Source organism: Erythrobacter sp. JB1-15 (assembly GCF_057365035.1).
Genome location: NZ_CP200295.1, coordinates 575,242 through 589,998, shown reverse-complemented (window position 1 = coordinate 589,998; position 14,757 = coordinate 575,242). Strand labels below are relative to the sequence as shown.

The 14,757-nt window shown below is 57.1% G+C and carries 13 protein-coding genes; 6 read left to right on the top strand and 7 right to left on the bottom strand.

Translation table 11 applies throughout. From position 1 onward, the window contains the following. Positions 1-6: 6 nt before the first annotated feature. Positions 7-2,505 (bottom strand): chemotaxis protein CheA, encoded by a 2,499-nt coding sequence (locus tag AC0V6L_RS02865; protein WP_486152931.1) that lies wholly within the window; start codon positions 2,503-2,505, stop codon positions 7-9. Between the two features lie 119 nt (positions 2,506-2,624). Beyond that, positions 2,625-3,980, bottom strand: coding sequence for an MATE family efflux transporter (locus AC0V6L_RS02860; RefSeq protein WP_486152930.1), 1,356 nt, complete (start codon positions 3,978-3,980; stop codon positions 2,625-2,627). 156 nt (positions 3,981-4,136) lie between these two features. Here AC0V6L_RS02860 and AC0V6L_RS02855 point away from each other — a divergent pair, with 156 nt between their 5' ends. The 3 genes from AC0V6L_RS02855 to AC0V6L_RS02845 all read left to right on the top strand — a co-directional run bounded on the left by AC0V6L_RS02855 (position 4,137) and on the right by AC0V6L_RS02845 (position 6,001). Beyond that, positions 4,137-4,913: a class II aldolase/adducin family protein gene (locus tag AC0V6L_RS02855; RefSeq protein ID WP_486147978.1), complete on the top strand. Its 777-nt coding sequence runs from the start codon at positions 4,137-4,139 to the stop codon at positions 4,911-4,913. A gap of 48 nt (positions 4,914-4,961) precedes the next feature. After that, a complete protein-coding gene (locus tag AC0V6L_RS02850) occupies positions 4,962-5,531 on the top strand; it encodes a (2Fe-2S)-binding protein (RefSeq protein ID WP_486152929.1) in 570 nt (189 codons plus the stop codon). Positions 5,532-5,707: 176 nt separating this feature from the next. Beyond that, entirely contained in the window at positions 5,708-6,001 is a 294-nt protein-coding gene (locus AC0V6L_RS02845; RefSeq protein WP_486152928.1) for a hypothetical protein, read from the top strand. Between the two features lie 4 nt (positions 6,002-6,005). Here the strand turns inward: AC0V6L_RS02845 and AC0V6L_RS02840 are convergent, their stop codons facing one another. Together AC0V6L_RS02840 and AC0V6L_RS02835 are read right to left on the bottom strand one after the other, a co-directional pair. Further along, positions 6,006-6,770 (bottom strand): hypothetical protein, encoded by a 765-nt coding sequence (locus tag AC0V6L_RS02840; protein ID WP_486152927.1) that lies wholly within the window; start codon positions 6,768-6,770, stop codon positions 6,006-6,008. A 550-nt stretch (positions 6,771-7,320) separates the two neighbouring features. Then, entirely contained in the window at positions 7,321-9,504 is a 2,184-nt protein-coding gene (locus AC0V6L_RS02835; protein WP_486152926.1) for a TonB-dependent receptor, read from the bottom strand. A gap of 190 nt (positions 9,505-9,694) precedes the next feature. Here AC0V6L_RS02835 and AC0V6L_RS02830 point away from each other — a divergent pair, with 190 nt between their 5' ends. Then, a complete protein-coding gene (locus AC0V6L_RS02830; RefSeq protein ID WP_486152925.1) occupies positions 9,695-10,039 on the top strand; it encodes an arsenate reductase family protein in 345 nt (114 codons plus the stop codon). A gap of 60 nt (positions 10,040-10,099) precedes the next feature. Here the strand turns inward: AC0V6L_RS02830 and AC0V6L_RS02825 are convergent, their stop codons facing one another. Both AC0V6L_RS02825 and AC0V6L_RS02820 read right to left on the bottom strand, forming a co-directional pair. Beyond that, the gene (locus AC0V6L_RS02825; protein ID WP_486152924.1) at positions 10,100-11,365 is read right to left on the bottom strand and encodes an MFS transporter; all 1,266 of its coding nucleotides are present in this window, start codon (positions 11,363-11,365) and stop codon (positions 10,100-10,102) included. Between the two features lie 171 nt (positions 11,366-11,536). Beyond that, positions 11,537-12,367 carry a hypothetical protein gene (locus AC0V6L_RS02820; protein ID WP_486147968.1) on the bottom strand — a complete coding sequence of 277 codons (831 nt, stop codon included), beginning with the start codon at positions 12,365-12,367 and terminating at the stop codon, positions 11,537-11,539. Positions 12,368-12,432: 65 nt separating this feature from the next. Here AC0V6L_RS02820 and lipB point away from each other — a divergent pair, with 65 nt between their 5' ends. Together lipB and AC0V6L_RS02810 are read left to right on the top strand one after the other, a co-directional pair. Continuing rightward, a complete protein-coding gene (gene lipB, locus AC0V6L_RS02815) occupies positions 12,433-13,203 on the top strand; it encodes a lipoyl(octanoyl) transferase LipB (RefSeq protein ID WP_486152923.1) in 771 nt (256 codons plus the stop codon). Continuing rightward, the gene (locus AC0V6L_RS02810; protein WP_486152922.1) at positions 13,127-13,567 is read left to right on the top strand and encodes a hypothetical protein; all 441 of its coding nucleotides are present in this window, start codon (positions 13,127-13,129) and stop codon (positions 13,565-13,567) included. Before lipB ends, AC0V6L_RS02810 begins: the two co-directional genes overlap by 77 nt. A gap of 6 nt (positions 13,568-13,573) precedes the next feature. Here AC0V6L_RS02810 and AC0V6L_RS02805 read toward each other — a convergent pair whose 3' ends face one another. Further along, positions 13,574-14,686 (bottom strand): alkene reductase, encoded by a 1,113-nt coding sequence (locus AC0V6L_RS02805; protein WP_486152921.1) that lies wholly within the window; start codon positions 14,684-14,686, stop codon positions 13,574-13,576. Between the last annotated feature and the right edge of the window lie 71 nt (positions 14,687-14,757).

Genomic DNA, 14,757 nt, shown 5'->3' with positions numbered 1-14,757 from the left:
TCATGATTACCTCGCGCCGCCTCTCACCTGTTTCAAAGCGTTGAGAACCCCTTCGCGGTCATAGCGATAGATGGTCCTGTCCTGATTATCCGGGCCAGTTTGTGCGGCCACCGGTTGCGGTTGGCTGCGCAGCCGAATGATCGCGCCATCTGCTGCGATCTCGCCAGCATCCTCGAATTCTGGATCATCTTCAAAAACAATGGTGACATCCGAGCCGTCTTGCGATGACACTTCATATCCGGCCGATTGTATCAAGGGGCCAAGAATAGTTCGCGCCCATTCGCCATCGGGCAGCCGGCAGGTTGGTTTGCCCGCATGATCGGGCGGCCGGCCAAATTGCGCGAACAATTCGTGGCCATCGATCAGCGATACGGCGGTGTCATCGATAAGCGTGATGGCTTCTGTAAGGGGATCCTCGCGGACGGGGGTAAGCGCGCCGGTCATTTCATGGGCATCGTCAATTTCACGCACTGCATAAAGCAATTCGCATCCGCCATCGCTCAGCCGCAACAGCCGCAATTTCTCAAGGGCTGGCATAGGATCAGGAAGGCCAATAAGCGGCAATATCAGGCCATCAATGACCGCACGCGGCGTTTCGCCAGACTGATCGATCGCATGTATTGGCGCAGTTTCGATGCGCTGCACCAGCTCCAATCGAACCGCGCATCGGCGGCCGCGCCAATCGGTAAACAGCATCACGCGATTGATCGCGGTGTCCGCATCTTTTTGTTCGTCTGTCTCAGTGTTGCGAACACGTGTTCGGGCGTCCGAAACCAGATCATAGCGCGCTGCCACATTGGTCATATCCAGCAGCAGGATGGGCTGGCCATCATCCGACAGGGTTGTACCTGCATACAGCCCGCATTTCATAATCGCAGGCGATAGCGGCTTAATAACCAGATCGCCGTGATGGGCAATGCCATCCACTGCGAGCGCAAATTGATCCCCGCTGGCAAGCCGCAGCATCACCATGGTGTATTCGCCCAGCGATTTCTCGCTTGCAGGCAGATTAAGCACATCGCTCAGCATCAAACAGGGCACGCGCTGTCCGCGAAATGTCACCATGGCCGTTTGTCCCAGCCGGGTGAAATCGAGCGCTTTTGAGGATGCGTGAATGATCTCTTCGATATAGCTTTGCGGGATGGCAAAACGCTGGTCGCTGACCTGAACGGTCAGCCCGGCGATAATGCTGAGAGTGAGCGGAACCTGCAAAGTGAACAGCGTGCCAACATCGGGAGTGCTCGACACTTTGATGCTGCCGCCGACCTTTTCCAGATTGTCGCGCACCACATCCATGCCGACGCCGCGCCCGGATACCGAGCTGACGGCCTGAGCCGTTGAAAAGCCGGGTTCGAATATCAATTGCAGAATTTTGTCACGCGGCATTGTTTCGCGTTGGCGGGCATCAATCAGATCCGTCGCCAATGCCTTATCGGCGATGGCTTCTTCTGCCAATCCGCGCCCGTCATCGCTGACGACGATGGAAATTGTATTGCCCGATTGATGCGCGGAAATGGACAAAAGGCCGATCTCGCGTTTGCCTTTGGCCAATCTGTCCGCGGGGCTTTCCAGTCCATGATCGATGGCATTGCGAATAATGTGCGTCAGCGGATCACGGATGGTTTCGATCATTTCGCGGTCAAGCTCGACATCGCCGCCTTCCAGATCGATCATCACCTGTTTGCCAAGTTCGCCCGATAAATCGCGCACCAAACGCGGCAAGGCTGCGAACAGAGTTTCAATCCGCTGCATCCGCATGCGGGTGATCGCATCGCGAACATCGGACAGGATCGTGGTGAGGCGCTCAAACGGTCCATCAATCGTGGGCTGCGTGCCTGCCTGGCGCAAACGGTGCGCCAGATCATTGCGCGCCAGCACCATGTCCGACACACCGCTCATCACCCGGTCGAGCAGATCAACGGGCAGCCGGATGGAGCGCTGGACTTGGGGTGGTTGAGCCGGTTTGGCCGCCGCATTTTCGCGGCTGCCAGTGTCTGCGCTATCAGTGTCTGCGCTATCAGCGTTTGCGCTGCCTGTTTCCGGGCCGGGATGTGCGGCCTTATCCAAAAAGGCGCTGGCGGGTTCATGTGCAGGCTTTGGCTGATTGGCCGCTTGTGATGGGTGTACGGCGGGGTGTCCGCCATTTCCCAAAGCGGCAATCAGCGCGTCATCGCCGCCATCGGCAAATTCCTCGCCCGCTTCGATTGCATCAACCATTTGCACGATGCGGTCGATAATCGCGAGCACGGCGGATACCAAAGCGGTGTCGGCTGTCCGGTGGTCTGCGCGGCAATCGGCAAGCGCATCTTCGGCAGCGTGGCTGAGAGCAGCGAGGCGGGGAAAATCGAAAAAGCCGCAATTGCCTTTGACCGTATGGACAAACCGGAAAATGGTGTCGAGACGCGCGCGGTCGGCTGGATTGGCTTCCCAGGCGATAATCTCGCCCTCGCTTGCCTCCAGCATTTCGCGTGTTTCTGCGACGAAATCCGCCAGCAGGTCATCCATGGCGCACAGGCCCCCGTTCGACGCTACAATTCTCGCCTCTGCATATGCCTGCTGATGGTTAACGAAACGCTATCACAGGCCCTCGGCATTGTTCCGGGAGGAGGGGGCGGGGGGCGATATTAGGCAGATTTGCGGCGAAGCAGCACCCACCACACACATGCAGAACCGGTTAACGCGCCAAGGCAATTGGCCGCCAGTTCAGCCGAATAAATCGCTGCGCTGCCCCAGCTGGGTTGCAGCAGCCAGGCAATTGGCAGCATCACGAGGAACACCCGCATCGCGGATTGGGCAAGGGCGAAAGCGGCTTTATCGATTGCGTTCAAAATGCCGTTCGCCACGATAAGGATGCCAAATCCTGCATAGCCCCAGGCGGCAATTTCCAGATAGAGCGCAAATTCCTTTATCACGGCGGGCTTGTCGGTGAACAGCAGCGCAAATGTCTCCCCGGCTGATACCAGCACGGCGGCTGTGCCAAGGCCCCATACGATGCAGAACAATCCCGCATACAGCGCCGCCTTGCGCGCCCGGTCATATTGATCCGCGCCCCAGTTCTGTCCCACAATCGACCCAATCGCGCCGGACAAAGCAAGGAGGGGAACCGTGGCAAAGCTCTGCAATCGGCCCGCCGCGCCAAATCCTGCCACCGCATCCTGTCCTGCGCTGGCAATAAGCGCGGTGAGAATGCCAAGGCCGATCGGATTGATCGCATTGGAAAACGCGGCAGGGCCTGCAACCTTGGCAATGGCGGATGCCGAGTCGCCAAGATTGCTTTTCTGGATCAGCGACAGGTCAATCGGGATGTCCGTTTTCTTGACCAGCACAAACGCCATAACAGCGCCCACGCCCCAGCCGATAATCGTCGCATAAGCCGCGCCGGCAATGCCAAATCCCTCAAACCCCAATGCGCCAGTGATGAGGATAGGATCGAGCACCCAATTGGCCGCCGCATAAGTCAGGCTGACATAGCTCGTCTTGCGCGCTTCGCCTTGGCCGCGCAGCACGCCGTTAAAGCCCATGATCGCTAGGATCAGCGGGAACCCCAGCGCGAAGGGGCGCATATAGGTCTGGATCAGCGGCATCAGATCATCGGGCGCATTCATCAAACGGAACAGCGGCTCAGACAGCGCAAACAGCAGCGCGCCCATCGCCAGCCCCACGCTTGCGGCAAACAGCAATCCGAAATTGGCGCGCCGCGCTGCCCGGTCCTCGTCCCCTTCGCCAAGAGCGCGCGCGACGACCGAATTGATCCCGACCATCACTCCGACCCCGAGCGACGACAGCGCCACAGAAATGGGGAAGATAAACGCAATCGCAGCCAAGGCCTCGCTGCCCAAATGGCCGATGAAATAGGCATCCACCAACCCGATCGACATGATCGCCGCAACGCCGATGATCGCGGGCAGGGTCTGCCCAACGAGATGGGAGGGAATGCTCCCTTGAGTTAGCTTGGCTGTTGGGGTGGAGGAGGCGGCCATGGATTGTCCCCTGCGCTATACGGCTGCGGCCAGCTTGGCAAAAGCAATCATACCGGCGCCTGAAAACACCTCTCATCACGACGGCTTGCAGCAGGTGGGGAAGGCTGCGATACTGCGCTCAATATTCAAAACAAAAATTCGTGAAGGAAGCCCGCCATGGCAACACAGCTAAAACAATCAGACAGCCTCGAAGGGCAGGTAAGCAAAGAGGAATGGCAGGCGCGCCTTGATCTGGCGGCTTGTTACCGCATTTTCGATCACCTCGGATGGTCAGAATCGATCTACAATCACATCTCTTTGAAAGTGCCGGGCGAAGACGACACGTTCCTTATCAACCCGTTTGGCCTGCTCTATGACGAAGTGACCGCCAGCAATCTGGTGAAGATCGACGTCGAAGGCAACAATGTCGGCGGGTCGCCTTATATGGTGAACAAAGCCGGTTTTACCCAGCATGCCTATTTCCACAAACATCTGGGCGAGCGCGCGAACGCCATTTGCCATGTCCACACCACCGCAACCATGGCCGTTTGCAGCCACAAGAACGGGTTGATGCCGACCAATTTTTACGCCTGCAATTTTCAGGATCAGATCGGCTATCACGATTTCGAAGGCGTGACCGTGCGCGAAGAAGAAGGCGAGCGGCTGGTCAAGAACCTTGGGAACCACACCATTTTGATGCTGCGCAATCACGGCCCTGTTGTGATGGATAAAGGCATTCAGGGCATGTTCGTCAAAATGTGGGCTTTGCAGCGCGCTTGCGAAATTCAGGTCGCCACTCTCAGCCAGGGCGAGGCCAATATCGTGCCGCAGGATGTCGTTGATGTGCATCAGCGCGATTTGCACGTCATGCAGGCGCAAGGCGGCGCGGGTGTGTTTGATTTCGAAGCGTGGAAACGCAAAGTCAGCCGCATCGATGACAGCTGGCGTTCGTAAGCGCCTGCACCAGCATTCTGCGCCAGACACTTGCGATAGAAATCTGCCATGCCGCGACTGACGGTTAATGATCGCCCGGTCGAGTTTGATCTCGATCCTGATATGCCGCTGCTTTACGCGCTTCGCGAAGCGCTCAACCTGACCGGCACCAAAAGCGCCGGTGGGGGCGATTGTTCGTGCGGGGTGTGCATGGTGATGGTCGATGGCGCGGCGCTGCGATCATGCCGGATTACTTTGGCAGAGGCCGAGGGGCGCTATGTCACCACTATCGAAGGGTTATCGCGGGATCGTTCGCACCCGGTGCAGCGGGCGCTGGTCGAAGCGCAGGCGATCCAGTGCGGATATTGTACGCCGGGCATTGTGATGTCCGCTGCAGCGCTGCTTCAGCGCAATGCAGCGCCCAGCCGCGATGATGTGGTGGATGCGATCCCCAATATGTGCCGCTGCGGGGTCTATCCCCGGCTGGTTGATGCGGTGCAAAAAGCGGGACGAGTGCTGCGCGAGGTTGACGCAATCGATGCGCCCCCTGCGCCGGGAACAAGCGCCGCCGATGCGGCGGAAGAGGTGCCGGCGATCACAACGCCTCAAGAAAGTAGCGCACCGTCCGAAGGCGGATAAGCCTCCGAATGTCCCAAAATAGGACAAATTTGCACAGGTGAAGGTGACAAAGTTGACACCGTGTCACCCGGCCTTTTCGCCGATTTCACACGATATTCCATACGCTTATACCGAAAAAGCGAAGGTGACACTTTGCCAACATGAAACGCGTTTCATAGGGGTATGGGGATGCAATTTTGAAAGAGCCGACAGCGAGTTTGGCGAGCAAAGGTTGTGTAGGAAAGAGCGGCACACAACGAAAAGCAGCCATTCTGCTTTCGGCTGATTTTGTCGGACCTGCCAATGACTGTTCGTGGGGGCGATTACCGCCATTGGAGCGCTCGAAAAAATTGATCGAGCAGATGCGCCGAAATGGTCGTCATATGACGGTCGTGGGCCTGAATGTGGCAAGCACCGATCTATTCGACAAGTTCGCGTTTGAAGACCGGACTGGCCTGGGAATTGGTATGGTTCTGACGGGGGTGGATTAGCGCATCAGCCTAATATCCGGCCTTCAAGCTTGATCGCTTTCCAGCGCATAGCCATTGCTTGTCGTCGCCGCTCCAAACCGGCATTGTCTTTGCGGAATTGGGGCTTAGGCCGCAGCGCCAGCGTGTAACCCGACAGGTCCGATAAGAGCGCCCTCAGCGTACTCATGAGGTGGCGGTGTTTGAACGCTGGTTTGTCGCGGCAATAGCCAAGATAGACAACCAACTGTCCGGTTTGTCTGTCCGAAGCGAAGCGCCGCTCATTGTCCGCTTGGCTGAGATCTTCGGCGAGCGCTTTGTCTACGTATGGGGCAATCTCTTCGAGCAGTTCTCGCGGCTGGGGTTTGGCACCAAATCGCTGAAACAGAGCGTCTGAAAGGCTTAGCTCTATCTGCGGCGCCTCCCCTTTTTGAGCGATAAGTTCGTAGTTGGCTTTGTCGAAATCATGGGGGTCAGAGGTGATCGTCCATTCATCCGCGCCGAAGAACGCCGCGGTTCCCTCGACAGCAGATTGGTACATACGCCGTGGAATGAGTGTGGTTTCATCAGCTTCGGGGTCGAAGAATTGATCAATGGAGATTGATCCGCCCTCGCCAACTACGAGCGCCATGTACCAATGAATATCAAACTTTGCCTCAACCAGTTCGCCCGCGTCGCAGTGTAGAAAACAGTCACAACCTTCGTCATTGCCGCCGGCGAAGATCACCGCATGGCCCAACTTAGCGCTGAGCGATGCGCAAAGGGAAAGGGCGTAATCGTCGAACAGATTCACATCGCCGCCCTCCTCTTTGATCCGGTCGCGGATGGCTTTGGCCTGCGTTTTGATTTTTGCGGACACGCGCGGCTTTGCGCCATGGAAATGGAGTGGTTCGAAAAAAGTGATCGGCTCGTTTTCGGTTGGGCCATCGGTCGGTCCCTCAAGGTACCACACCTCAGCATCGCTCTGTCTAAACAACCGCCATGCAGGCAGCCAATCAATCTTTTTGAGTTTTGCGACATCAGGCGCTTGGCGAAACGCGTAAAACTCTACATCGCAGCCCATGCATCCAGCCCCTTGGTTCCCTATTAGGCGTTTGACTTTAGGCAGGACCGACCGCGAAGCCAAGATTGCTTGCAAAACCCATTTCCCCGTACAATCCAACGTGCATCCAAAGGGAGAGAGAACACTTGGCCGAGGTTTGGATCGCCATCCAAATGTCCGCGAATGGGTCGACAGCCGAATGTCGGCTTACACCTTCAGACGTGTAGGTGCGGACGTTGGCGCGGGGATATGTATTCCCTTAAGTGACGCCGCGCCTCACTGTAGGCGCGGCGTCTCTCGTTTAGAACTGCGCTGTTACTGCGAACCTTGCGTTCAATGGCGCGCCGACTGTTGCCTGGTGGGTGGAGTGTGAAGTGGGGAAATAGAGCGTGTCTGTCACGTTCTCCACATTCACTTGAAGGCGCACATTGTCGCTGACGTCGTAATAAGCCGCCGCATCGATCCGTGTGTAAGCGGGCAGGGTGGCGCGGGTGGTGACTTCCACCGTCTCGGTCTCATCGAGGTATGTCACATTGCCATTGGTGATAAAGCTGTCCGATTGGTGCGTTAAGCCAAGGCCAATGCCGAACCTGTCTGTCACCTGCACATTGTTCCAGATCGAGAACATGTTTTCAGGCAATTCGCGCGGGCGAAGGCCATCATTGCCCAGCGCATCCACCTGCACCCCATCAAGGAAGCTGTAGCCCGCAGATACGAACCATCCATCGGTGATCTCGCCCTGCAATTGCACTTCGAAACCCTGAATATTGCTGTCGATCACATCAAGCGTTTCGGGATTGTCATCATTGGGCTGGGGCGAGGATTGTTCGATATCGAACACGGCGGCGGTCAGGCTGAAACCCTGATCGAAATCCCATTTGATGCCCGCTTCCAGATTGGTGAATGTATCGGGCGCAAGCGCATCATTATCGCCATTGATATTGGCAAACTGTTCGCCCGAACGCGGCAGGAAGCTTTCCGAATAACTCGCATAGATCGAGATATTCTCTTGCGGTTTCAGAATAATGCCGCCGCGCGGGGTAAATTCCTGATCGCGGCGGGTGCGGATTTCTGCACCGGGGACATTGTTGACCGTGATATCGAAACTATCGAAGCGCCCGCCCACAACGACCCGCAGCCAATCAGTCAATTTGATCTCGTCCTGCACATAAAGCGAGATCACATCAATATCGACGCGTGTGTCATCATTCAGGCTGACGGCGGGATCAAACGTGACGCTGGTTGGGTTTCCCAAAGCGTTGATGCCAATACCATTTCTGAAATTGAGCGGGCGTTCGATTGTAAACACCTCGTTATCATCATTGGTCTGGTCCCAGATCGGATTGATCCGGTTCTGATCGGATGATGTGTTGATATATTCCCCGCCCACGATCAGCGTATGATTGATGGCGCCGGTTTCAAATTCACCCACCAGATTGCCCGACAGGATCAGGTTCTGACGCTCGGTCGTGTCGATATAGCCATCGGTGGTCACGACATCGGGCGTTGCCAGCTGGTTGTATCCCGATGCGTAAAAGTTTGAATAGACCTTGTCATAGTCGCCGTAAAAGGCGGAAAAATTGCCTTTGAGGTTCTCTGAAAATTCATGCGCAAGATTGGCGCGCAGCAGATGCGCTTCCAATTCGGTGAAGTTCAATACTTCATCGCCGAACGTAATGTCCTGCAACGCTTCAACCGGGCGGCCATCTATGCCTGTCGGAATGCCGCGATCAATGAAGCGATCATGGTTGGCATATTCATAGGACAGATCGAGCGTTGTTGCTTCGCCCAGCGCAATGCGCGCTGTGGGGTTAAAGCCAATGCGTTCGCCATCGTAGAAATCGCGGTGATTATCGAGGCTTTCATAAGCGGCATTCACCCGCAGCGCGATGGTGTCGCTGGCCGAAAGGTTGATATCGCCTTGAACGCTGAATGCGCCGAATGTGTCCACGGCAAGCTGTCCGCCGCCAAAAGTTTCGCCCAGCGTCCCCTTTTTGGTCACGCGGTTGAGGATGCCGCCCGTACCGCCGCGGCCGAACAACAGGGCGTTGGGACCGCGCAGGATCTCGACCTGTTCTAGGTTATACAGCCCGCGATAATATTGCACGTCATCGCGCACGCCATCGATGAAGAAATCCGCGGTGGACCGCACCCCGCGAAAGACGATGGCATCGCGGTGCCCCTCGCCTTGGGAATTGTTCACGCCGGGGGTGTAATCGACGATCTGGCCGATGCTGTCGAACCCGCGTTTGAGGATTTCGTCCTGCGTGGTGATTGTCAGAGATTGGGGCACGTCGATGATCTGCGTCGGCGTTTTGAGCGCGTTGACCTGGTCAGAATAGAGCACATCGCCTGTCACGATAATGCGCCCGTCATTTTCGCCTGCTTCGCGATTGGCTGCCTGATTTTCCTCCTCGGCATAGGCGGGAACTGCGGCCAGAGCGGTGCTGAGACAAAGAACTGCGTAACTGAGGCGACGTGACATGATGATCCTTTTCATTGCTGGCGGGCGTGATGTGCCAGCGTGCTTTTCGTTGTTACGCAAAATCCGCTATTGCAAGCGATTTGCAAAAACAAGTGAAATTGCGAATTATTCTCGAAAAGGATGATCTGTGGCTTTTTTGCCAATATCTGGCTACTCGCCTCCCGGTTCAATTTTGCGGAGATCAGGGACTATGAAAGCAACCATCTGGCACAATCCCAAATGCGGTACATCGCGGAAAACATTGGCTATTTTAGAAGATCAGCCCGGTGTTGAGGTGACTGTGATTGAATATCTCAAACACCCGCCCACGCGCGAAAAACTGGCGCAATTGTTCGCCGATGCCGGAATGACCCCGCAAGAAGGCCTGCGCCTGCGCGGCACCGACGCCGAAGAACGCGGCCTGCTTGCCTCCGATGCCGACACGGTGCTTGACGTCATGGCGGCAGAACCCAAGCTGATCGAACGCCCTTTGGTTGAAACCGAAAAAGGCGCCAATTTATGCCGTCCGCAAGATAAGGTGTTCGCCTTGCTATAGGGGGCGATTTTCCCGGCGCTCCGAATGTACTTGCCTAACGAAGGCGGGTAAGCAGGCGGCCTAATTGTCGCGAGTCATCACGCTATCAGCTTGCAATCCGCGCCAACCCAGAATGGCAACGATCAGGCACAAAACGATCACCAGACCAAAGCCAAGCCAATCATTCAGCGAATAGAGCGCAACGCCCAGCGCCGGTGCATAAATAAAGCTGGCACCGGCAACGCTGGCAACGACGCCCGATGCCTGCCCTTGCTCTGCCCGCGTGACCGCCAGCGATGTTCCCGCCGTGGTGCCGGGCCTGAACAGCCCGAAGCCCAAAGAGGCGATGGCATAACCCAGCGACAGCCCAAAAACGCTCCACGATGCGGCAAGAACCGCCGTTCCAAAAGCGGCGACCAGCACGCCCGACAAGGTTGCCATGCGCGGCCCCATTTTAAAGCGGGGGATAATCCCCCATTGCGCCAGCAGGGTCGCGACCGCTCCGAACACCAGCACAAGGCTGACATAGGTCGCGCCCGCTTCGGGGTCGCCGCGCAGGCCCAGCCGGTCAAGCACCAGAAAACCCGCAATTCCCATCACCATGGCATGCGCATGACCACCGATAAGACCGGCCATTACCCAGGGACGAAGGCGCGGATCGGACCATTTTAACCGGCTAGGCGATGGCGGGCTGTCATCCTCATCAAGCTCCATGCCCTCAGACGCGCTTGAATAGGGCGCTGCTTGTCCGCGCGCCGCGAATTGCGGTTCGTCATTGGGAAGGCGCAGCCGTAGCAAGACAAGCGCGACCAGTCCCACGAGCGCAAACCCCATAAACGGCCCGACCAGCCCCAGACCAAGGAAAGACACCACCATCAAAGGCGCCAATACCGGCCCGATGACAGTGCCGAGGCCAAAGCTTGAGGCGATCAGCGAAAGCGCATTGGTGCGCTCAGATCGCGGGGTGCGCGATGCGACGTAAGCTTGCACTGCTGGCGGAGCGGCGCTGCCGAACCCGCCATAAAGACTGCGCGCAGCCGCAAAGGCGATGAGCGCCCACAGCGGGGTCAGCCATCCGGTAAAGCCAGCCCACAAGACCGCTCCGCAAAGGGCCATCGATACGATAAAACCGACCAGCCCCAGCGCCATCATCGCTTTGCGCCCGCGCCTGTCTGATCGGCGCGCCCAAATGGGGGCGCACACGACCCAGAGCAAGGCGGACCAGCTATAGGCCAGACTGATCCAGACATCATTGACGTCGAGCGCTGTGCCAATCGATGGCATCACCGATTGCATGGCGGTGTTGCCCGCAGCGGTAACGAGCATAACGCTGAACAGCAGCGTCATACGGGCAGTGGATATGCCTTTGGCTTCCTCCCCGGAAGGAAAAGGTCCGGCCGGACCGCCATCGGGGAAGGGGAAGAATGCGCCATAACAGCCGCGCTAGGCCAGCGGGCTTATGCTTTCAATCGGGCATTGCACATATCGGTGTTTTTGATGGTGCGCGTTATTGCCCGGCTATCCAAATGTCGAAGTGATATCCTCATCGCTCATCCCGGCAAGCTGGCGGTACATTGCGACAGAAATCCCGCAAATGATAAGCCCGATGGCCATCCCCATCACTCCGTTCAAAATGCCAAGGATCAGCATCGCAGTGGTGCCTGTGCCCGCCAAGGCTGACAACAGACCGAACACGGCGCCCAGCAGCAGTGCGATGACGAAATAGGCAATGAACAGAACCACCCAAAAGACCAGGATCATCCATTGGTTGGGACCGGTGAGCTTAACCGAGCGCCAGACGGATGTGAGCGGGTTGAGATTGCTCTCCAGCACCATCACAGGCATGGTCATCGACATGCGCGCAGCAATGTAAACAACAGCAAAGATGATTGGCAGCACGGCAAGCGCTGCGATTGCCGGTGTCCCGCTGGCCCCACTAAGAATGCTGAATGGCACCGCGACAATGATGGCGGCAAGCAGATAAGCGAGCATAAACAGGATAAAGACCGCGATCATGCTGGGCACAATTTTAAAGCCCCTCACAATCGCTTCGCCGACTGTCGGCCTGTCATCGCCCATCAAGGCGATAATCGCGCCATAGCCAGCAAATTGAACGACAAATGCGGCAAGCCCGATGGCTATTAATGGGCCGATCATTGAAAGCAATTGTTCGCTGACCACCTCCGGGTCGGCATTGGGATCGGCCAAAATCGCCAGATCCGGGAACATCAGATAGATCGCGACAGAAGGCAGCAGCAGAAACACCGCAGCTACAATGGACAGCAATTGAAAATTGTCCCGGATCAATTCCATTCCCCGCGACCAGGCCGCGCTCATGTCGAAATTCATGGCGGTGTGCTCCCCACAGACATTCAAGTCTTGATAAGCGGCTGCAATGCCTGCACGCACGGGCAATGGCAAGTATTGCAAGCAGTCAGAACGAGCCGTCCGCCGCGCGCGCGATAGAGTGGCAGCGCGAAACCGCGCTTGTGCCTTACACGCTTGCGTTGGAAGAAATGGACGCGCGGAGCACCGCAATCGGTGCTGGTGATGAATCAGAACTGGTGTGGTTGCTTGAACACCCACCCATCTACACCGCAGGCACCAGCGCAGATCCGGCAGAGCTTCTCAATCCTCAGTTTGATGTGGTCAAAGCCGGGCGAGGGGGGCGGTACACCTATCATGGACCGGGCCAGCGGGTTGGTTATCTCATGCTCAACCTGGCGCAGCGCGGTAAAGACGTGCGCTGTTTCGTTCATGCAATCGAAGGCTGGGTGATCGCCACTCTCGCTGATTTTGGGGTCGAGGCATGGCGCGCGCAAGGCCGCGTGGGCATTTGGACCAAGGACATTGACGGGCGAGAGGCAAAGATTGGCGCGATTGGCGTTAGAGTGCGTCGCTGGGTAACGATGCACGGATTTTCGATCAATCTTGACCCGGACCTTTCCCATTTTTCCGGAATTGTCCCTTGCGGGATCGAAGAATTCGGGGTCACCAGCATGGCACGGCTGGGCAAACCGATCTCAAACGAGGATTGGGACGACGCTTTATTCGCCCATGCTGACAGCTTTCTTGACGCGCTGGGGGTGATGCCCGAAAGGCGTCGAAATGATGAGACAGTTTCATACCGCTTTTGCGTTGCCGCTTTTGTTTGTCGCAGCTTGCAGCGAAGAAGCCGCGCCTGATGATGGTGCCGATGGCACGGTAGAAAACCGAGCAACCGGCAGTGTGCTTGGCGGCACAATTAGCGATGATATGCTGCCGCTCGAACAATTGAGCTCGCAATCCCCATCTGCCAAGGATGATCCAGTCGGCGCGCGGTCAACTGATGCGGCCGGAAGCGAAGACACACCGTCTTCTGCCGGTGGCTCAAACGCTTCGGCTTCGGACAATGAACCTGCTGCGCAAACGGGTGATGATGAGGCAGCATCAGGCAATTCTGTCCCTGCTCCCGCGCCGGCACAGACGCCCAGCGCTCCTTCGCCGACACCGCCGCCCGCTGCACCAGATACGCCAAGCGTTGCGCCGCCGCTGGACGATGGCCGCTAGGCGGGTTTAGCCTGCTTTTGCGGCCTGTTCTTCGGCTAGAGTCGGATAATCGACATAGCCTTGCGGGATCGGGAAGTACCAGCTTTTGGGCACGTCCTTATTAGGCGCAAATTCTGCCCCCACTTTGATCCGGTGAGCCAGATCGGGATTGGAGATATAGGGTCTGCCAAAGCTGACCGCATCGCACCGCCCACTAGAAACATCCGCCTCAGCCTCGGCAGCCGAATAGTCGGAATTGAGGATCAGCGCGCCTGAATAAATCTCGCGGATCAAGGGATCCTGCTTGGGCACGTCTGTCTGGCCGAACGTGCCATCTGGCCCAGGCTGGCGCAATTCAAGAAAGGCGAGGCCCATATCTTCTATTACCTTGGCAGCAGCACCAAATGTCTTGGCTGGATCGCTGTCATCGGTTCCTTGGCTATCCCCATTGGGTGACAGGCGAATACCAACCCGGTCTGCGCCCCAAACATCAACAATCGCTTCGAGGACTTCTCGCATGAAGCGAGTGCGGTTTTCGGCAGAGCCGCCATATTCATCGGTGCGCAGATTGGTTTTGTCGCGGAGGAATTGGTCCACAAGGTAGCCATTTGCGCCGTGCAATTGCACCCCGTCAAAGCCTGCAATTTTCGCATTTTCTGCGGCGCGCTTATAATCAGCGATTGTGCGTTTGATGTCTTCATGGGTCATGGCGCGCGCTGTCACATAGTCTTTGGTCCCCTCGGGCGTGTGCGCATGGCCGGGGGCGCAGGTCGCGCTTGCCGAAAAGGGCGGTTCGCCATCAAGGAAATAGGGATGGACGATGCGCCCCATATGCCACAATTGGCAAACGAACAGCCCCCCTTCTGCGTGCACAGCGTCGGTTGCCAATTTCCAGCTTTCTGTTTGTTCCGCGCTCCAGATGCCGGGTGCAGAAGGCCAGCCAAGCCCTTCGCGGCTGATACCGGTTGCCTCTGACAGGATCATCCCGGCATTCGAACGCTGGCGGTAATAGGTGGCCATCAATTCATTCGGTTCAAACATCGGATCGGCTGCTCTTCCGCGTGTAAGCGGGGCCATGAAGATGCGGTTTTTGGCCTCCAGCGAGCCCATTTTCAAAGGTTCAAACAGGGAATCGTGCATTGGGTTCTCTTTCAAAATCTATCTGCTGTTCACTTGGCGTGCCTGTGGCTAGGGCGCAAGTATGGAAAAAG

Coding starts and splice junctions, on each gene's coding strand:
- AC0V6L_RS02865 (WP_486152931.1), bottom strand. CDS start 2,505: ATGGATGACCTGCTGGCGGATTTCGTCGCAGAAACACGCGAAATGCTG.
- AC0V6L_RS02860 (WP_486152930.1), bottom strand. CDS start 3,980: ATGGCCGCCTCCTCCACCCCAACAGCCAAGCTAACTCAAGGGAGCATT.
- AC0V6L_RS02855 (WP_486147978.1), top strand. CDS start 4,137: ATGGCAACACAGCTAAAACAATCAGACAGCCTCGAAGGGCAGGTAAGC.
- AC0V6L_RS02850 (WP_486152929.1), top strand. CDS start 4,962: ATGCCGCGACTGACGGTTAATGATCGCCCGGTCGAGTTTGATCTCGAT.
- AC0V6L_RS02835 (WP_486152926.1), bottom strand. CDS start 9,504: ATGTCACGTCGCCTCAGTTACGCAGTTCTTTGTCTCAGCACCGCTCTG.
- AC0V6L_RS02830 (WP_486152925.1), top strand. CDS start 9,695: ATGAAAGCAACCATCTGGCACAATCCCAAATGCGGTACATCGCGGAAA.
- AC0V6L_RS02825 (WP_486152924.1), bottom strand. CDS start 11,365: ATGACGCTGCTGTTCAGCGTTATGCTCGTTACCGCTGCGGGCAACACC.
- AC0V6L_RS02820 (WP_486147968.1), bottom strand. CDS start 12,367: ATGAATTTCGACATGAGCGCGGCCTGGTCGCGGGGAATGGAATTGATC.
- lipB (WP_486152923.1), top strand. CDS start 12,433: ATGGCAAGTATTGCAAGCAGTCAGAACGAGCCGTCCGCCGCGCGCGCG.
- AC0V6L_RS02810 (WP_486152922.1), top strand. CDS start 13,127: ATGATGAGACAGTTTCATACCGCTTTTGCGTTGCCGCTTTTGTTTGTC.
- AC0V6L_RS02805 (WP_486152921.1), bottom strand. CDS start 14,686: ATGCACGATTCCCTGTTTGAACCTTTGAAAATGGGCTCGCTGGAGGCC.